The following is an 18569-nucleotide window of genomic DNA, read 5'->3' on the forward strand; positions in this document are numbered from 1 at the left end:
GTTGTGATTTCCAAGCGTGTTATAGGTTAATATTGAGTAAATGTATTATTTAAATAATTAATAACAAAGCTAGGGAGAGGGCAATGCCTTTAATGCGATGGCTCAGTGTCATACTGTTAAGTTTTTTTATCACTGCGTGTGGTGGCGGTGGAACACTTGAAAAGGACGGTGGAGGCCTTGATGGAGGGGGCACTGATTCTCCTTCATATACACTAAGTATTGATGGTTTGTCAGAAACCACTGGTGAAGCTGCTAACGACGTTTCTTCTGAACAACGTTTAGTGCTCGTGGCTAAGTTATTGAAAGATGGTGTAGCAGCACCTAATGTAATTGTCACTTTTACTACTGATGGCGGATATGGTGTGCTTGATCCTGAATCAGGCACTGTCAAGACTGGAACTGATGGTAGCGCTAAAATATACCTTTCCGTGGGTAATACAGCTGGAGCCGGTACCGTTAATGCGTCGGTCACAATTAATGGTGAAACGTTTAACACCACAGAGCCTTTTACTTTTACGTCGACAGGTGATCAAGACAGTACAGCCCAAGACACTTATACAGTTACTCTTCAAGGCTATAGCCAAGATACCGGAGCAATTTCAAATAGTGTAACAAGTCAAGCGCCTTTAGACTTAAGAGCAACTTTAAAGCAAAATGGCGAAATAGTCGCTGGCAAGCGTATTTTGTTCACGCTGACAGATGGGATTGGCCTATTACAGCCCACAACGGGCTCAGCATTAACTCAAAATGATGGTATTGCGACAATCGAACTTACTGCAGGTAAAGATGCGGGAGCAGGTAAAGTGACTGCCACTTATAATGTCGGTGGGGAGTCTTATTCTGGAACTTTTGATTTTCAGACTACGGGTGGCCAGGGTAGTGATACAGGGGTCTCGGGTACTATAACTCTAGAGCTAAATATCTTAGATCAAAATGGAGCAGTATTTACAGAGCTAAATCCGGTTAGTAAAGATAATAAAGGTGTTGTTTCTGCTACATTAAGAGATGATGGTGTGCCACTTGCTTCTCAATTAATTAGTTTTACATCTAAATTCACGGGTAAAATCACCCCAGAGTTAGGTACTGCATTAACTGATCAGAATGGTGTAGCCGTAGTAACACTAAGCAGTGGCAACTTCAAAGGAGCTGGTCAAGTTGTTGCAAGCTATGAATCTGAAAGTAACGAGATAATAACAAAAACAGCTGGCTTTGTTTCAAATGGTGACGATGCTCCGGTTGAAAGTGCTCAAGCAGAATTAGATATTAAACTTCTCCAAGGGTGTAATGCTAATTGGGATACAAATCGCAATACTGTCGCATTAAATCCGCTAGACCCTTCTAGTGGTTGTACAGTGACCAATACATTTTCATCCGATTCACTTATTGACGTACTCATTAAGGTTGTAGACACCAGTAGTGGTGATGGTATTTCAGGGATTATTGCTGAGTTATCTACAGATTTAGGTCAATTACTTCCTGATTCAGGAAAAGCCTTAACTGATAACTTTGGATTTGCGCTATTAAAACTACAACCAGGAGCAAGTAGTGGAGCCGGTACTCTAACTGCTACAGCAAAAGATACAAACCTAAATAAAGCATTTTCAATTAGTACGGCAGAATTAAAAGTATCAATAGATAATGGCTTGCCTAATTTATTAGATAGCTTAGGTAATCCAATTGAGGGTCAATATCAGCCACTAGCTGCAGGTGCAACAACCGTTATAACTGTTGAAATTAGAGATACTAATGATGATTTAATCGTAACGCCTTTTGATGTTCAGTTTACATCAAGTTGTGTTGAGAGTGGCAAATCAATTGTTGATGAAAAAGTGATCAGTATTGGTGGTATTGCTACGTCAACATATAGAACAAATGGCTGTAAAAGTGCACAAGGTGATACTGTTATTGCAACAGTATTAACAGGGGGCACGCCCGAAATAGCGTCAGTTAATATTCCTGTTTCTGAAGCTGATGTGGCGTCGATTGAATTTATTTCAGCGACTCAAAATGTAATTGCGTTAAAGGGTACTGGTGGTGTTGGTCGTAAAGAAAATAGTGAACTAACATTTAAATTAATCGACAAAATTGGCCAAGATGTTACGAGTAAACGCTTAGATTTCCGTCTTACTTCTACTAATGGTGGGATCAGTTTATCGCATCATAGTGTTGACACTGATGCTGCTGGCTTGGCCCGAGTTCAAGTGAATTCAGGTTTTGTGCCGATGGCAGTGCGAGTGCAAGCATGTTTTATTCCTGATGAGCAAATACCAGCCGATCAAAATGATAATGTAACTTGCTGGCAAGATGTATATACGCAATGCCAAAAAGCAGAGGCAGACCGTGACCAAGGAGTAAGCTGTCCAACAGGTAACTTGTCGTTGGTATCATTGGATCAGCAAATTATCACAGTGTCTGATTTACTCTCTATTAGTACAGGGCTTCCTGATAATAATAGTTTTACCGCTTCGATTACTAACTATGCTACAGAGACTTTGCAATACGATAATGAAACGTTTGATATAACAGTGCTCATTGCAGACCATTTTAATAACCCGGTTCCAGATGGTACCTCAGTGTATTTAACAACAGAGGGGGGCGCTATTGGTACTTTAGATGGTGAAGAGGGCAATCCACAACTAGAGTGTCTCTCTGTTGATGGTGCATGTACAGTGCAATGGCGAAGCCAGAACCCTAGACCATTTACTGAAAATAAATGGGGAAATAAATTATCTGATTACAACCCTAAAAAGCTGCTACGTGTTAAAGCAAAATATTTGGAGGATATAGTTGGCGTTACTAATCCTACATTTGTACAAAGTAATGCCGTCACACTTACTCAGTTAAATGCAAATGCAAATTTTGCAGGATTGGTTGAAGAAACACGTAACTGCGATTTATATAAGAATAACCCTGCGCCTTGTATTGATGGGATTTTGAATGCTAACACGAATGAATTAGGTGTACCGCTTGGGGCACGTGCTACAGTTTTAGTTACAGCTAAAGGGCAAGAGTCTTTTATTGATATTAATGGTAATGGCCTATTCGATAGCAATGAATACTATTCAGGCTATGACTTAAATGAAGCGTTCGTTGATCATAATGAGAGCGGAACTTACGACGGTTTATCGGCAATTTATGACCCAGTGACAGCTTCATTAACTAAAGATGCACAAAGCTGTACAGATGGCTCAGATACTGATCCATGTAGTGAGTTTGCAACGAACGGAGCCCATTTTGAGGAGCCAATAGGTGATATAGACTCTAACGGTATGCATACATTACTAGATGGCAAATATAATGGGTTATTATGCACCGAAGCAGCACAGGCTGCTAACATGTGTAATAAAGAGCTTATTGATGTACGCCGTTCATTTGAAGTTATTATGTCCGGCAGTACAGTTTATTACCGTTTTGTAATTGACAAAGAATCATTACGTAATAAGTTTGCTGCGGCGTTAGCTGAAATTGAGTTAGATGACGCTGGTAATCCCACTGGAAATCTTTCAATAAATGCTCTGGGAGTAGCCAATAGTATTGATAGCTGTGAAAACATCACTAATCAATATGATGTTGGGACTACATCTGAGGTGATTCTTGGTCTTGAGGAGAGTGTTAACGATCAAATGTGTGATATCACAGAGCTCAATATTGCAAGCTATGACTCGGGTGTTCAGTTAGCTTCGTTATCTTTTAATTTTTATTACTCTGATATTTACAATAACCCGTTAGCTGCGGAAACAAATGTTGAGATAAGTACAGAAAACGGAGATTACAGTGGTACAGACGGATTTGTGATTGGCAATTCTTCAGCAACAAATGCTGCATTAATTGGCCTTTCTATAAGTCGTGAAGCGGAGCCGAATAAAAAATCTATTGGATTTTTAAAGCTTTCATTTACTTCGCCTAAAGAGAACAATACCACTGCACAATTACAAATTAGTGATGATGGTTAGCTAGTTTCAAACATTTAAATAAAATAAATGCCAACCATAAGGTTGGCATTTTTGTTGCTATTCTATATATTCCACTGCAAATACCTTAAAACACCGTTTTGTCTAAATTAACGACAATAATTGTTTAATTATTCATTAAAAGCAGAAAAGTTTGTATTAAAAGCTTGTAACAATTGGTGTTTGTAGATATACCTATAAATATTCGCGCCCGTAAATGGGCAAAACACATTTAAAATACTTGGTTAGAAATAGGCAACTATGGGCAAATCGCTAGTAATTGTAGAGTCTCCTGCTAAGGCTAAAACAATTAATAAATATTTAGGAAACGATTTTATCGTCAAGTCCTCTATTGGGCATGTACGAGATCTTCCTACCTCCGGTTCAGGCAAAACCAAAACGGCTGCTGTAAAAACACCTGCAGAAGTACGTAAAATGGCACCAGAAGAAAAGGCCGCGTACAAAAAACAGCGTGATTATACAAATTTAGTAGCTCGAATGGGGATTGATCCAGATAAAGGCTGGGAGCCACATTACGAAGTATTACCAGGTAAAGAAAAAGTTGTTCAAGAATTACAAAAGCTCGCTGAAAACGCCGACCAAATCTATCTCGCAACGGATTTGGATAGGGAAGGAGAAGCGATTGCTTGGCACCTGCAAGAAATTATCGGTGGAGAGCCAGAAAAGTATAAGCGTGTCGTATTCAATGAGATAACTAAAAATGCCATTCAGGCCGCCTTTGAGGCCCCTGGTGAGCTAAATACCGACATGGTCTATGCCCAGCAGACTCGTCGCTTTTTAGATCGTGTTGTAGGCTTTATGGTATCGCCATTATTGTGGCAAAAAGTTGCCCGTGGTTTATCCGCTGGACGAGTACAGTCTGTCGCAGTACGTTTGTTAGTTGAGCGCGAGCGTGAAATTAAAGCGTTTATTCCTGAAGAGTTCTGGGATATTCATGCCGATGTGAAAAATACAGAGTCAGCACTTCGTTTAGAGGTGTTCAAGCAAGGTGATAAAGCCTTTAAGCCAGTCAATGAAGCGCAAGCTATGGCAGCTACTGCATCTTTAGAGCAAGCTGAATATAAAGTTGTTAGTGTTGAGGAAAAGCCAAGTAAAAGTCGTCCTAGTGCGCCACTAATTACTTCAACAATGCAACAAGCTGCGAGTACGCGTTTAGGCTATGGCGTTAAAAAGACCATGATGTTAGCGCAACGTTTGTATGAAGCAGGTTATATCACCTATATGCGAACTGACTCAACCAACTTGTCGAAAGATGCAGTTGCAATGTGTCGCGAGTATGTTTCGCAGCAGTTTGGTGATAAGTATTTACCAAAAGAAGCTATTAGTTATAGTTCAAAAGGCAATGCACAAGAGGCGCATGAGGCGATCCGTCCTTCAAGTGTTACTGTGTTATCTGGTCACCTAGATGGCGTAGACCCGGATGCTAAAAAGCTTTATGAGTTAATTTGGCGTCAATTTGTTGCGTGTCAAATGGTCCCTGCTGAATATGACTTAACAACATTAACTGTTACTGCCGCCGATTTCCAATTAAGAGCCAAAGGACGGGTGTTACGTTTTGATGGTTGGACTAAAGTACAACCAGCAGTTCGAAAAAAGAACGAAGAAGATCAATCACTACCAGCTATTAAAGAAGGCGAGATATTAAGCCTTGTTGAACTTGATCCAAAACAGCATTTTACTAAGCCGCCAGCACGCTTTAGTGAAGCGAGTTTAGTAAAAGAACTTGAAAAGCGTGGTATTGGTCGTCCATCTACCTATGCATCGATTATTTCAACGATACAAGATCGTGGATATGTCCGTGTTGAAAGCCGTCGTTTCTTTGCAGAAAAAATGGGTGAAATTGTCACCGATCGTTTAGTTGAGAACTTTACTGATCTGATGAACTTTGACTTTACTGCAAAAATGGAAGGCCGGTTAGATGACATCGCTGAAGGTGAGCGTGTCTGGACACAGGTACTTGACAAGTTTTACGCTGATTTTTCTACACAACTGACTTTAGCCAGTGGTGAAGAAGATGAAGGTGGGATGCGTAAAAATGAAATGGTCGAAACTGATATTGACTGTCCAACATGCGGCAGAAAAATGGGTATTCGAACAGCCTCTACTGGCGTTTTCTTAGGCTGTACAGGTTATAATTTACCGCCAAAAGAACGTTGTACTACCACTATGAACTTAGTGTCAGGTGATGAAGCGGTTGCCGCTGACGTTGAAGATGTCGAAACCGAAACATTGATGCAAATGAAGCGTTGCCCAATTTGTGAAACGGCAATGGATTCATACCTGATAGATGAAACTCGTAAATTACATGTTTGTGGTAATAACCCTGCTTGTAAGGGCTATGTCGTTGAGCAGGGCACGTTTAAAATTAAGGGCTATGATGGCCCTATCATTGAATGTGATAAATGCTCATCAGATATGCAGCTTAAATCAGGGCGCTTTGGTAAATACTTTGGCTGTAGTAATGATGAGTGTAAAAACACCCGTAAATTACTGCGTAACGGCGAAGCAGCGCCACCAAAAGAAGACCCTGTTCAGTTACCAGAATTAGAGTGTGAAAAATCGGATGCATACTTTGTGCTACGTGACGGCGCTGCAGGTATTTTCTTAGCAGCGAATACCTTCCCTAAATCACGTGAAACTCGTGCCCCTAAAGTGGAAGAGTTACAGCGTTTTAGAGATCGTATTTCACCTAAGTTTTATTATCTAGCTGATGCACCAGTAAAAGATCCTGATGGTAACTTAGCAATTGTTCGTTATAGCCGTAAGAATAAAGAACAATATGTAATGACTGAGGTTGACGGTAAAGCAACAGGCTGGACTGCACATTTCAATGCAGGAAAGTGGGTTGAAGAGGCAAAGAAGAAAGCCGCACCTAAGAAAAAACCAGCCGCTAAAAAGGCAACAGTCAAGAAAGCCGCACCTAAAAAAGCCGCTGCAAAAACAAAAAAGGACGCTGAGTAGAATACTAAGCTCTGAAAACAAAAAAACCGGAATGCACACCCTTGTGTCAATTCCGGTTTTTTTATATCAAAAATTATGCCTTTAGAGGCATTTTTGACGTTAGATTTTTACGTCAGTGACTTTTTTATAGCCTTCTGATTCAAGTTCATCATTTACGCACTTTAGTACGTATGGTTTAAGCTCTTCATTGCTGATGTCGTCGTCTTTAGCCCAGTTTAAACACATCTCAGTGTATTCTTTAATTGTTTCGGCGGAAGCTTCAACAGCATCGTCAGCAACAGCAAAAGTTGCATAAACTGCAAATAATGGCGCTACGATAAGCGCTAGCAATGCTTTTTTCATTCGTGTATTCCTAAAAAATGTAGTGACTGCTGTTTTATATTCAAAAACAACAGTGATCCAATCAAGCAACATGCTGTTGGTAAGTGATTCTTAAACGAAATGACAATAAAAGATAACGAAATATTTTTATCGTAAAGACAAATATAATGTACTAAGAGACGGTAAAATAATGAGAAACTTATGTTAATCAATGCTATCTTACGCCAGCTATCAATTTAGGAATAATTATGTCTCAAAGCCAACTACCTGACACCACACCTCGTGTTGCATCTAAACTAGAACAGTTTGTTGAAAGCTTTATTTTTCGAGCCCGCTGGCTACTAGCTCCCTTTTTTATAGGCTTACTCGTTGCAATTGTACTGTTACTTTTGAAGTTTTTTAAATACCTGTATCAAATGGCGATAAATACATTTAGCGCTACTAATGAGCAACTACTGGTGGGTATTTTGACCTTGGTTGATACCGCATTACTGGCAGGATTATTATTAATAATTATTTTTAGTGGCTATGAAAATTTTGTTTCTAAATTAAATATTGGTAATCATGAAGATCGCCCTGCATGGATGGGTAAAGTAGGTTTTTCTGGTCTTAAAATGAAATTGATCAGCGCAATTGTTGCCATTTCTGCAGTCGAACTGTTAAAGGTGTTTATAAGCTCTACTAGTCACTCAAGTGATGAATTGATGTGGAAAGTAATAATTCATGTTACTTTTGTGATATCAGGTGTGCTATTTGCTCTCACTGATTTTATAAATAGCAAAACTCACAATCATTAAATAGCAGATAACGCAACGCTATCTGCCTATATGTTTTTTTATTTAAAGATACTCAACCACATAGCCTTTAAACTCGGTTCTTTTGCGTACATATTCATACCCATTTTAAAAATACGAGCGGCAAATATACGTAAGTAATAAAAACAGCCAATACTGAGAAGCAGGGATAAGAGTGCTTGCCAAATTGGTATTTCAACTAATGACATGCGCACCGGCATAACCGCAAATGCCGTGATCGGCAAGTAACTAAGCACGATTGTTAAAACACTGTTTGGTGCATCGATAACAAAAAATGCAATCACAATAGGTGCCAATGGCAGCATCATTAAGGCACTTTTACTACTGTGATTAGGATCATCAATACCCGCTGCGATCGCAGCCATAAATGCAGCGCAGATGCCAAGACCTACAATCGCATAGGCTAACAACCAAGGCAGTAATGACCAATTAATAAAGTCTAAATTGAGGGCTTGTTGTTTAATGATAACAGTAAAAAATAGCATCGATAAAATAATCGATAGCAAGGTGCCAATCATGGTTTTTACTGCAAGTAATATTTGCCCAAGTAGCTTACCATCTATCCATGTTTGTGGTGTCATGGTGGCTAGCAATTGCTCCGTTACGCGGTTTTGATTTTCACCGGTAATACTGACAAAGAGTTGGCCAAAGATCCCAAACATCGCAACAAATAATAATATCAGTACCCCAAATGCTGTGTATGTTTGACTACGATCAGCTTGATTTTTCAAAAGCTCGTCAAGTACCCTATGTTCAATTGAAATATTTTTCGTCAATCCTAGTCGTTGTTGCTCGCTTAAGCCTAAGCTATCAAATTGAGCTTGTTGCAATTGCGCTCTAAGGAGCGATTGCAATGTTGTTTGCCATGCTGATTTTACAGCCGTTATTAACGTATATGAGTGAGTCGCTTGGTCAAACTTAAGTACGCCATCATAGCCAGTATCCTCAGCTAAATTTGCAATGATGGCAGTTAAATCATCATGTTTGGTAAACTTAAATTGTGTCGATGTAGGCTCTGTTTTGACGCTAAACTCGAGGTTGCTTGCTAAATGATAACCTTGTTCAAGTTGACTGTTTGCAGTGGCAAAAAAATAAATAACTCCAGCAATAGCGAGCATGATCAACTTCGAAATAATTTCTTGTTTTAATTTAAAAAAATGCAAGAACTCCCATTTTGCAACAATCCAGAGCTGTTGCTGTATAAGCGATGATTTATTCATAGCGTCGTTCCTTGATCCAGTTTAGCGTTATGCTCAGCTACTGCGTGTAAATAAATTGCATGCAGTGACTGAGCTTTATTTTTGAGTTCACATATTTCCCCGATGCTGATTAACTGAGGAAGTAACTGGTTAAGTGATTGGTGTTGCTTTAGGGTGATAGTTAGTTGCTGTGCTTTTATTTGCTCAACACAATAATGTTCACATAGTTGCTCAAAGTAAGTTTGATTAATTGGATCGTTGAATACGACTTGAATACTATTATTTTGCGCGCTTTGAAGTATATTACTGAGTTTGCCGTATAAAACACTTTCACCTTGATTTAATAGCAATACCCGATCAGCAAGTTTTTCTACCATCGCCATCTGATGTGCACTTAAAATAACGGTCATGCCTTGCTGTTTTAATTGCGCTAAAAATTCAACAACTAATTCCTGATTAATAGGATCTAAGCCAGAAAATGGCTCATCTAAAATTACCCATTTGGGCTTATGTAAAATTGCAGTGATCAATTGGATTTTTTGTTGGTTCCCTTTAGAAAGTGATTTTAAGGGGTCATTCAAGCGTGCGGTTAAATTAAATTTAGCTAACCAATAGTCACAGCGCTGCGTAAGTTCGCTATCTTTTACGCCGTGTAATGCTGCAAAAATTGTAGATTTTGTTTTATTGTTTTTTCTGGATAGAGGCCTCGGTCTTCTGGTAGATAGCCCAGTAAATGTGCCGGAATAGATGAATACGCTTGTCCTGCATCATTGAGTTGAATAGAGCCACTATCTGGAGAGGAAAAACCAACGATCATTTTTACTAATGATGATTTCCCCGCACCATTGGGGCCAAGTAAAGCAAAAATCTCTCCTGGTTGCACATCAAATGACAGCTTATTAACCGCAGTAACCGTTTTATAGTGTTTTTCAAGGTTGTTAATAATTAACGACATGTGATCCCTACAATATTGTTTTTTTTGAGTTTAATCGGTTACAACCAAGAATGTAACTACTACCAGAGATGAAATTGTAAGCAAAGATTATGCAATAATTAAATAAGAAGTGTGCAGACACTGCAGTTAATACATATTTGCAAAGCTAATATAGTAAAATTACAAGTTGATTAACTTTTCCTTGATGATAGTTGGGTATTTATTAATATTATTTTCAATTGATTAATAATGAGTGCTGTAGTCTTACAGTTACTTTAGATGCGGTTCATGATGAAGCAAAACGACGGATAGTTTCGCTTTAATGAGCGGTATGATTTAGTCACTTAGGGTGCAAATCTTCGCCATTATAGGCATAATGAACGCGATATTTCGCGAATTCGGTGTAAGCAATGATAAAACAGTTTTTAGACGATCCAACTTTATTACTCAACGCTGTTGGTGAGGGAATATATGGCTTTGATTTAAGTGGTAATGCGGTATTTGTAAACCCCGCTGCTGAACGCATGACTGGATGGCATGCAGATGAGTTGCTGGGTAAAAAAATTCATCAGTACCATCATCATAGTCATGCTGACGGGCGGCCATATCCAGCAGATGAATGCCAGATTTATTGCACTATGTTTGACGGCAAGCATCGGCATGTTAAAGATGAGGTATTTTGGCGTAAAGACGGCAGCTGTTTTGCGGTAGAATATACATCTACACCCGTTTATAAAAATAATCAGTTGATCGGCGCTGTCGCGATATTTCGCGATGTATCAAAACAACACCAGACAGAGCACGCACTGCGTGATGCTTTAGCGCAAGTGAATCACTTAAGTGAGCAATTAAAAGAGCAAAATAGCTATTTGATAGCAGAACTTAATGAAGATTGGCAAGAGTCTGGTTTGGTAGGCAAAAGCCACGTATTTCAAACCATGCTTGAGCAAATAAAACTTGTTAGCCCAACCGATAGCACTGTGTTGATTTTAGGTGAGAACGGCACAGGAAAAGAATTAGTCGCTCGTAACTTACATCGCTTAAGTGGGCGCAATGGGCAATCCTTTATTAAGGTCAATTGCGCCGCATTTACGCCAAGCTTACTTGAATCTGAGTTATTTGGTCATGAAAAGGGGGCTTTTACAGGGGCTAAGGAGCATCGTAAAGGACGTTTTGAGTTGGCTAATAATGGCACCATTTTTTTAGACGAAATTGGAGAGCTTGCTCTTGAAGCGCAAAGTAAGTTGTTACGGGTATTGCAAGAGCATGAATTTGAACGTGTTGGCAGTAGCCAAACACGTAAAGTTAATATTCGTGTAATTGCTGCGACTAATCGTGACTTATGGGCAATGGTGCAGTCAGGATGCTTTAGAATAGATTTATATTATCGACTAAATGTATTTCCAATCACAGTTCCACCACTGAAAGCGCGTAAAGAAGATATTCCATACTTGTGTAGTAATTTGATTGCGCAATTAAATAAACGTCTTGGTAAACAGCTCAAAGGACTCAGTGAAAAAGCCATAACAAAGCTACAAGCGTATGATTGGCCGGGTAATATTCGTGAATTACAGAATGTACTAGAGCGAGAGGCTATTTTATCAAAGCAGTCTGTATTACAGTTATCGCAACCACTTGATGCCAATGCTAGCGCTAACCTAAACACGGATCTGAGCTTTGACGAAGCGCAGAGACAGCATATCATCGCAGTATTAGAGCTATCAAATTGGCAAATTTCTGGCAGTCAAGGCGCGGCAGTTAAATTAGGCATGCCGGAGAGTACGTTACGATCAAAAATGCGCAAGTTGATGATCCGTAAAAATCGTTAAATATCACGATATTCGCTAAATATCGCGATTTTAGCGAATTTATTAAATAAAAATTCATTAATATTCAGTTGCTTAATTTAATTTCAGTTTGGTCTGAAACTTGCAAACTTACAGGCCTAACCGTCACAGTAAGTAGTTATTATGAAATTTGATATTAAAGAAGAAGATATGATCATCAAGCCCTATAAGCATGAAGGGCCTATTTATATCCGTGAGCAAAAAGGATTTTTCCAGCGTATTCGCCGTAACCTTGGTTGGTTACTCATGCTTACATTCATTCTTATTCCTTGGATCCCATACAAAGGCCAGCAAGCGGTATTGCTAGATGTTGCGAGTCAAAAGTTTGCTATTTTTGGGCTGACCTTACTGCCCCAAGATTTTATGATCTTGGCGTTGTTATTTATGTTAGGTGCTTTTGCGTTGTTTTTTGTTACCAATTGGCTTGGCCGGGTATGGTGTGGATATACATGCCCACAAACAATTTGGATGCTGATGTTTTCATGGGTGGAGCAACGTATAGAGGGAACACGTAATCAACGTATAAAGTTAGATAAATCCGCGTGGACGTTATCAAAATGGCAGAAAAAAACAATCAAGCATAGCGCTTGGTTAATCATATCCTTGTTTACAGCAACGTCATTTATGGCTTACTTTATTCCGGCTAAAAGCTTGTATGGGGATATGTTTACTCTGCAATGGTCGGGCATCACTAGTTTTTGGGTATTTTTGTTTGCCTTTTGTACTTATGGAAATGCCGGTTTCTTAAGAGAAAAAATGTGCACCATTGCTTGTCCATACTCACGGTTTCAGGCTGTAATGTTTGATAAAGATACATTACTTGTCACTTACGATAGTGCGCGTGGGGAAAGTCGTGGTCCACGTAAACGTAAGGCCGATCCTAAAGCCTTAGATTTAGGTGATTGCGTAGATTGCAATTTATGTGTGGAAGTGTGCCCTGCAGGGATTGATATTCGTAACGGCTTACAATATGAATGTATTAACTGTGGTTTATGTATCGATGCGTGTGACGACACAATGGATAAGTTTGGCTATCAAAAAGGCTTGATCAAGTACGCAAGCGAAAAACAGATGGCTGGCGAGCAAACTAATCCATACCGGTTGAAACTGGTTGGTTATGGCGCACTCACGGTTTTATTAATGGTCAGTATGTTAGCGTGGTTAGTTCAACGCACGCCAATCGAAGTGTCAGTACTGCGTGATCGTAATGCATTATATCGAGTAAATTATGAGGGCTTAGTTGAAAACCCTTACACCTTGACAATAATTAATAAAACACAACAGTTACTGCATTACCGAGTAGCGATTACCGGTCTTGATGTGGCTAAGTTACAGAGCCCTCAACTTACAGCTGTCGAGCCTGGTCAAATGAAGCGCATCCCGGTCACTGTGGTTGCAGATGGCTATGATTTACCAAATAAGCTCAACCAACTTGATTTTGTGATCACAGCCGAAGAAGACCGCAGCATTAATACATCAATAAGCAGTGTGTTTTATCGTAACTAATTTACACAGAGTGAAACTGAGCTGCTTTATCGTTCATTGTTTGGTTAATAAAGGTTTTAGCTTGCGCTAAACTTTTAAACAAGCTGTGACGAATATCCACGCTAAGGCCTGCATTGTGAATAATGCGTTGCATTTGATTGATTACGATAGCTGAATCAAAAATATAAGCGCTAGCAATACATCCATTACGAACCATGGCAGAGGCCAACACTGTAAGTTGTTGCTCTGCCTGAGGAGTTGCAGCCAACAAATTTTGAGAATCACTGATATATCCCCATGGTTTATTGGCAAGCTGACTAACCTGCTCAAATAAGCAATTGCTAAATGAGGTTACTAAACTTGCATTAAGATTCCCGCAAAAATTAGCAATGATTATATTTTGCTCGCGGTGTAAACTAACCTGTCCATGTTTATTGCTAAATTTCAACGTGCTTCCTTGTAAGAAAATTTAAGAGCGCGAATTTTATACAATTAAAACGCGGAGTCTAGGTATTTTTTAATTTTTTATAAATTTGCATTAATTAATCAGTGAATAATATATAACCAGATTAAAAATGTCAGAATAGGGCCTAAATATAATTACCAATAGACCCTAGTCATAATTATTTTGTAAGCAGGTGATCTAATGCACCTTTAATTGCAGCCACCTGTGCTGTAATACATAGCTCATCTGTTGCCGTCGGACTATCTGGGTACACTTCTGTCGTCGTGACATACTGTGCATCTGTAAAGCCCATGCATAAACCGAGTTCTCGTGCTGCATAATTGATCACACCATGTTGTTCTAATGGCACTCCAATGAGTTGATTGTTTTCATCACTGGGGGCAATTTGAGTCACATTAGCAACAGTGTCAATAATCGCTTTTTGGAATTGCGGTTCAGGTTTATTGCTATCAGCGACAAGATAAAAACCATCAGGAATATTCCAATTAGTGTTAACCTTGCCATCACGAGCCGCAAGTGCAGGGCGAAACTCACTGTTGTCAGTGTCAGTTGTTTCATGCAGATCAATATGCGCTAATAAAGGTATATTTTGTGCTTTAATATAATTTATTAGTGCTGCTGACTCTGGTGCTGGGCTTGGTGAATAAAACGAACGGTTTGGATCTATGGCTGCTGGGTTCCAGCGATTAATGGTTTCATATCCCCACGGGCTAATACAAGGAGCAACCAGTAAGTTAAACTCTTTAGCATATTTCATACCTAGCGTTTTCATAAAATGTAATGCGCCATGAACACCGCTTGTTTCATAGCCATGTACGCCACCGGTGATCAATATGCTCGGTTTATTCGATGCCCACTGTTTTGATTTAATAATAAAAAGAGGGTAGCGAGTAGGATCAAAACTGAGCGCACCATATTGCTCAACCTCGAAATCATTATCCAGTTCGTTGATTAAAGTTACAACTTCAGATTGATAACTACGTTTAATCGTTTGTAGGTTAAACCAGCACTGTTTATCTTTATCATTCCAAGGCGTGCCTTGAGTACCTATTGGATAGTTATTTTCGCTCATAGAACCTTCATTTATTACAATAAAGGTTTAGCTTATCGCTGTACTAACCTCACTGCAACTAGCTGCGACTAATACACAACTGTGAATTATATTTATAAGCTGTTTGTGGACTCATATAAATTGGCATTTTGGCGCTTATGGGCTTCAAATAAATAAGCCCTTAGATGTTCTTTCCCTTGATGAATTTGAGTGATCTTGGCAGCCATGCCTCGCTTACTAAAGCGTACCGGTTTGATGTCGATAGTAATATTTTTTTTGTTTGGAAGGGTTAATTTTATCTGTTGCTCAATCGCTAAAGGAGCTTTTTGAGTCGTTGATTTTAGAAAAAGTCCAGTACTTGAGATTGATTCAACTTCAAAGTCTTGGCTCCGAATATTGAGGTTCCCGCCACGCCAACAGCGCTTTATTCCTTGTGTGTCGATGACCTCTGGTGCGCTTAATACAGGGGTCACAATGCCAGTTTTATCAATTCTAATTTCAAGTGGAAACCATAATTGATAATCGCCAACTTCAGCCAGTAGTGTTAATTTTGTATTATTTAGTAATTCAGCAATATTGGCAGGGATAGAGCTTTGTAATGTCAGTGTATGATTGTCCCTCAATTTTGAAGGAACCGTCACTTGGAAAAGATCTGATATAAAATTTAGTTCTTCATTGGTCATATCCATTTAGCATCTAATCCCATGCGCGCGATAATGTAGTTAATACCGTATTTTAAGTCGAGAGTTTATTCATACAATAATGTATAACGGCAGTGTAATAACATACTTGAGTTATTTAAGAAAATAAGCATATTGTGCGCCACAAAGTCGTCTTTTTGGATTGTTAAAATATATAAGAGCTAGCACTTTTATACATTTCCAGATGATAAATCTACCCCTATTTATTCTTACATGATAGTTTTTTGTTTGTTTAATAAACAGTGGCTAAGTTTTATTGCTAAAATAACGTAAATTACTGGACCTGATAAAGTTATTAAGGGTATTTTAAAATTGCGATTTCACTTTTATATTGTTTACATTAATCAACTGCTCTTTACGAATTTTCTCACGCCGAATATTTTCATCTGCTTACATTCCTTTAAATTATTCTGGTGTACTTCCAAGTGCATGTTTTTATGCACACGTAATTAATGGGCAATGTATATGGACTATATTTTCTATCAACAATCAATAATTAACTTCATTGCACAATATGCTGGTAATTCTAAATCACAATTAACAGCGATGGTTGATGACACGCGCAGTATTTTAAGAGTTGATGCGTATAGGCTTTTTGAAAATATTCTTTTAAATTATCAACAATTGGGAGTAATTGAATATAGTAAAGTAGATTGCCTACTTAAAAGTGTTGCCGTGAATTTGAAAACTTCAAGTGAGTCTGAGTATTTTCTCGTTTCACAGTTAGCAACCTGGTGGCAAGAATGGCATTTCGCGCTATCGATGCGCGTAAAAACGAGTCAACATAATGCTGTTATCGTGCAAAATAGTGATTATTCAACGCAAGATAATAAACCACTAACCCGCCAGCATGATTTGAGTGAGTACGTTAATTTATTTACGCAAGTGCCAATACCGTTGTGTAATGTATGTATGCTCACCGAGAATATAATCCGTATAAACCAACGTTTTGTCGATGTGTTCGGTTACACTGTTGACGATGTTCCAACACTTAATGATTGGTGGCTTAATGCTTACCCAGATCCACATTATCTGATGTGGGTGCGACAAACGTGGCAACAAGCTCTTAGCTTTGCGTTAGAAAATGATACTGATATTGAACCACAAGTTTATTGTGTTACTTGTAAAGATGGCTCCCATATAATGATGGAAATTTCGGGAAGATATTTTAGGCACGAATTTTTAGCTATATTTAAGGATGTAACACAGCATTTAGCTGCTGAAGATACACTTCGAGACATGGCATTTTTAGACTCATTAACACAAATTGCCAATCGACGTTGTTTTGATGAGAAGTTGGCCAATGAACTTGAATTAATGAATAAAAAAATAAAGCCGTTATCAATGATCTTAATCGATATTGATTATTTTAAGCAATACAACGATAACTACGGCCATATTAAAGGCGATGAATGCTTGTATCAAATTGCACAATGTATTGCAGTGGCCACGATGAATCACGAAAAGGACTTTGTTGCACGTTTTGGCGGTGAGGAATTTGTGGTGTTACTGCCAGAGGCTGATCCGAAAAAGGCTTTACATAGTGCATTACAAATCCAGCAAGCAGTTAATCAATTAGCTATTAAGCATGAATATACAGATATTGGCTATATAACACTAAGCATGGGCATTAAAACTTTGCATAATCCCCAAACTGGCGATTATATCTATTTTGCTGATGCGGCAGATAAAGCTTTGTACCAAGCAAAAAGACAAGGGCGTAATTGTATCGTTGTTAGTGAAGATTGATACAAAAAATCAGCTGAGCGCTACTAGGCATATTTGAAATAGCTGCGCTCAAGCACAGCTATAGTTCATCTGCGATTATTTTAAAATGGCCATTATCAATTCCTTTTAACGTATAGTCACCAATACGATAGCGGATTAAACGTAAAGTAGGGTGGCCAATATGTGCTGTCATTCTTCTTACTTGGCGATTACGTCCTTCGGTAAGGGTAATACTGAGCCAACTGGTTGGAATGTTTTTTCGCTCTCTAACGGGAGGATTACGTGGCCATAAAGTTGGCTCATCTATGCGTTTAACAACGGCTGGTAATGTTAATCCGTCTTTGAGCTCGACGCCTTGGCACAGTTGTTTAATTGCTGCATCAGTTGGTTCACCTTCAACTTGTGCCCAGTAAGTTTTACTGGTTTTTTTGTTTGGCGCTGTTAAAGTGTTTTGTAATTTCCCACAATTAGTGAGCAATAGCAGGCCCTCACTGTCTCTATCTAATCGTCCTGCAGCATATACATCTTTAATGGTAATAAAGTCAGCTAAGGTTTGTCTGTTTGCTTCATCAGTAAACTGGCACAGCACATCAAATGGTTTATTAAATAAGACAATTTTTCGCTCACTGGCGGTAATGGCTGGTTTTATCTCGCGCTTTATTGAGTTATTCACTTTTTTGGTTGTAATTGCACCGCGATTATAGCTACGGCCGCTATTTCGGCGTTTTGCTGTATTATTTGGTTTAGCTGTTGTCATTGCTAGATGCACCGTGCGGGTTTTGGTAAGCCAGCAATTTTAGTTGCTTGCTTAGCTGGGCCTTTAGGAAAAAGAGTATACAGATAAATACTATTGCCTTTATCTTCACCCAGTGCTTTTGCCATTGCTTTAACTAACATTCTTATTGCTGGGCTGGTGTTGTACTCCAAATAAAAATTACGCACAAAATGAATCACTTCCCAGTGTTGGGAGGTTAATTCAATGTTTTCTTGCTCGGCAATAACGCAGGCTAATTGTTCACTCCATAACGAGTGATCAAGTAAGTAACCTTGTTTATCCGTGTCGATAATTTGATTATTAAATTCAAGCATG

Annotated in this window: 15 protein-coding genes; 6 read left to right on the top strand and 9 right to left on the bottom strand. The window is 38.8% G+C overall.

Annotated features, from left to right (window positions below; translation table 11 throughout):
- The first annotated feature begins 83 nt into the window (after window positions 1–83).
- Window positions 84–3953, top strand: a complete 3870-nt coding sequence (locus H5180_RS03885; RefSeq protein WP_182757707.1) for a hypothetical protein — start codon at window positions 84–86, stop codon at window positions 3951–3953.
- Window positions 3954–4211: 258 nt separating this feature from the next.
- Window positions 4212–6932 (top strand): type I DNA topoisomerase, encoded by a 2721-nt coding sequence (topA, locus tag H5180_RS03890; RefSeq protein ID WP_182734784.1) that lies wholly within the window; start codon window positions 4212–4214, stop codon window positions 6930–6932.
- Between the two features lie 99 nt (window positions 6933–7031).
- On the opposite strand, the gene H5180_RS03895 is transcribed toward topA, so the two are convergent.
- Window positions 7032–7274 carry a hypothetical protein gene (locus H5180_RS03895; protein WP_149981038.1) on the bottom strand — a complete coding sequence of 81 codons (243 nt, stop codon included), beginning with the start codon at window positions 7272–7274 and terminating at the stop codon, window positions 7032–7034.
- A 227-nt stretch (window positions 7275–7501) separates the two neighbouring features.
- Between H5180_RS03895 and H5180_RS03900 the strand changes: the two genes are divergently transcribed.
- Entirely contained in the window at window positions 7502–8050 is a 549-nt protein-coding gene (locus tag H5180_RS03900; RefSeq protein ID WP_145233766.1) for a TIGR00645 family protein, read from the top strand.
- 38 nt (window positions 8051–8088) lie between these two features.
- Here the strand turns inward: H5180_RS03900 and H5180_RS03905 are convergent, their stop codons facing one another.
- The 3 genes from H5180_RS03905 to H5180_RS23510 form a co-directional block, all read right to left on the bottom strand.
- On the bottom strand, window positions 8089–9288 hold the full coding sequence (locus tag H5180_RS03905) for an ABC transporter permease (RefSeq protein WP_220493032.1): 1200 nt from the start codon (window positions 9286–9288) through the stop codon (window positions 8089–8091).
- Window positions 9285–9848, bottom strand: a complete 564-nt coding sequence (locus tag H5180_RS23745; protein ID WP_392352772.1) for an ABC transporter ATP-binding protein — start codon at window positions 9846–9848, stop codon at window positions 9285–9287. The genes H5180_RS03905 and H5180_RS23745 overlap by 4 nt, the downstream gene beginning before the upstream one ends.
- A gap of 62 nt (window positions 9849–9910) precedes the next feature.
- Window positions 9911–10222: an ATP-binding cassette domain-containing protein gene (locus H5180_RS23510; RefSeq protein WP_259399531.1), complete on the bottom strand. Its 312-nt coding sequence runs from the start codon at window positions 10220–10222 to the stop codon at window positions 9911–9913.
- Window positions 10223–10611: 389 nt separating this feature from the next.
- Here H5180_RS23510 and H5180_RS03915 point away from each other — a divergent pair, with 389 nt between their 5' ends.
- Both H5180_RS03915 and ccoG read left to right on the top strand, forming a co-directional pair.
- Window positions 10612–12030 (top strand): sigma-54-dependent Fis family transcriptional regulator, encoded by a 1419-nt coding sequence (locus H5180_RS03915; RefSeq protein WP_182757708.1) that lies wholly within the window; start codon window positions 10612–10614, stop codon window positions 12028–12030.
- A gap of 141 nt (window positions 12031–12171) precedes the next feature.
- Window positions 12172–13554: a cytochrome c oxidase accessory protein CcoG gene (gene ccoG / locus H5180_RS03920; RefSeq protein ID WP_182757709.1), complete on the top strand. Its 1383-nt coding sequence runs from the start codon at window positions 12172–12174 to the stop codon at window positions 13552–13554.
- A 1-nt stretch (window position 13555) separates the two neighbouring features.
- Here the strand turns inward: ccoG and H5180_RS03925 are convergent, their stop codons facing one another.
- The 3 genes from H5180_RS03925 to H5180_RS03935 all read right to left on the bottom strand — a co-directional run bounded on the left by H5180_RS03925 (window position 13556) and on the right by H5180_RS03935 (window position 15739).
- The gene (locus tag H5180_RS03925; RefSeq protein WP_182717884.1) at window positions 13556–13981 is read right to left on the bottom strand and encodes a hypothetical protein; all 426 of its coding nucleotides are present in this window, start codon (window positions 13979–13981) and stop codon (window positions 13556–13558) included.
- A gap of 175 nt (window positions 13982–14156) precedes the next feature.
- Window positions 14157–15071 carry a M14 family metallocarboxypeptidase gene (locus H5180_RS03930; protein WP_149981045.1) on the bottom strand — a complete coding sequence of 305 codons (915 nt, stop codon included), beginning with the start codon at window positions 15069–15071 and terminating at the stop codon, window positions 14157–14159.
- A 92-nt stretch (window positions 15072–15163) separates the two neighbouring features.
- Window positions 15164–15739 carry a hypothetical protein gene (locus H5180_RS03935; protein ID WP_182757710.1) on the bottom strand — a complete coding sequence of 192 codons (576 nt, stop codon included), beginning with the start codon at window positions 15737–15739 and terminating at the stop codon, window positions 15164–15166.
- Window positions 15740–16216: 477 nt separating this feature from the next.
- Between H5180_RS03935 and H5180_RS03940 the strand changes: the two genes are divergently transcribed.
- The gene (locus tag H5180_RS03940) at window positions 16217–17500 is read left to right on the top strand and encodes a sensor domain-containing diguanylate cyclase (RefSeq protein ID WP_182757711.1); all 1284 of its coding nucleotides are present in this window, start codon (window positions 16217–16219) and stop codon (window positions 17498–17500) included.
- Between the two features lie 58 nt (window positions 17501–17558).
- Here the strand turns inward: H5180_RS03940 and H5180_RS03945 are convergent, their stop codons facing one another.
- The gene (locus tag H5180_RS03945; RefSeq protein WP_182757712.1) at window positions 17559–18236 is read right to left on the bottom strand and encodes a pseudouridine synthase; all 678 of its coding nucleotides are present in this window, start codon (window positions 18234–18236) and stop codon (window positions 17559–17561) included.
- Between the two features lie 2 nt (window positions 18237–18238).
- Window positions 18239–18568, bottom strand: coding sequence for a TusE/DsrC/DsvC family sulfur relay protein (locus tag H5180_RS03950; protein ID WP_145233784.1), 330 nt, complete (start codon window positions 18566–18568; stop codon window positions 18239–18241).
- Window position 18569 lies beyond the last annotated feature (1 nt).

Source organism: Pseudoalteromonas sp. SR41-4, assembly GCF_014163985.1.
Taxonomy (GTDB): Bacteria; Pseudomonadota; Gammaproteobacteria; order Enterobacterales; family Alteromonadaceae; genus Pseudoalteromonas; species Pseudoalteromonas rhizosphaerae.

What these genes read in the sequence shown, in the direction of transcription:
- H5180_RS03885 (WP_182757707.1), top strand. Translation starts at nt 84, where the DNA reads ATGCCTTTAATGCGATGGCTCAGTGTCATACTGTTAAGTTTTTTTATC.
- topA (WP_182734784.1), top strand. Translation starts at nt 4,212, where the DNA reads ATGGGCAAATCGCTAGTAATTGTAGAGTCTCCTGCTAAGGCTAAAACA.
- H5180_RS03895 (WP_149981038.1), bottom strand. Translation starts at nt 7,274, where the DNA reads ATGAAAAAAGCATTGCTAGCGCTTATCGTAGCGCCATTATTTGCAGTT.
- H5180_RS03900 (WP_145233766.1), top strand. Translation starts at nt 7,502, where the DNA reads ATGTCTCAAAGCCAACTACCTGACACCACACCTCGTGTTGCATCTAAA.
- H5180_RS03905 (WP_220493032.1), bottom strand. Translation starts at nt 9,288, where the DNA reads ATGAATAAATCATCGCTTATACAGCAACAGCTCTGGATTGTTGCAAAA.
- H5180_RS23510 (WP_259399531.1), bottom strand. Translation starts at nt 10,222, where the DNA reads ATGTCGTTAATTATTAACAACCTTGAAAAACACTATAAAACGGTTACT.
- H5180_RS03915 (WP_182757708.1), top strand. Translation starts at nt 10,612, where the DNA reads ATGATAAAACAGTTTTTAGACGATCCAACTTTATTACTCAACGCTGTT.
- ccoG (WP_182757709.1), top strand. Translation starts at nt 12,172, where the DNA reads ATGAAATTTGATATTAAAGAAGAAGATATGATCATCAAGCCCTATAAG.
- H5180_RS03930 (WP_149981045.1), bottom strand. Translation starts at nt 15,071, where the DNA reads ATGAGCGAAAATAACTATCCAATAGGTACTCAAGGCACGCCTTGGAAT.
- H5180_RS03935 (WP_182757710.1), bottom strand. Translation starts at nt 15,739, where the DNA reads ATGGATATGACCAATGAAGAACTAAATTTTATATCAGATCTTTTCCAA.
- H5180_RS03940 (WP_182757711.1), top strand. Translation starts at nt 16,217, where the DNA reads ATGGACTATATTTTCTATCAACAATCAATAATTAACTTCATTGCACAA.
- H5180_RS03945 (WP_182757712.1), bottom strand. Translation starts at nt 18,236, where the DNA reads ATGACAACAGCTAAACCAAATAATACAGCAAAACGCCGAAATAGCGGC.
- H5180_RS03950 (WP_145233784.1), bottom strand. Translation starts at nt 18,568, where the DNA reads ATGCTTGAATTTAATAATCAAATTATCGACACGGATAAACAAGGTTAC.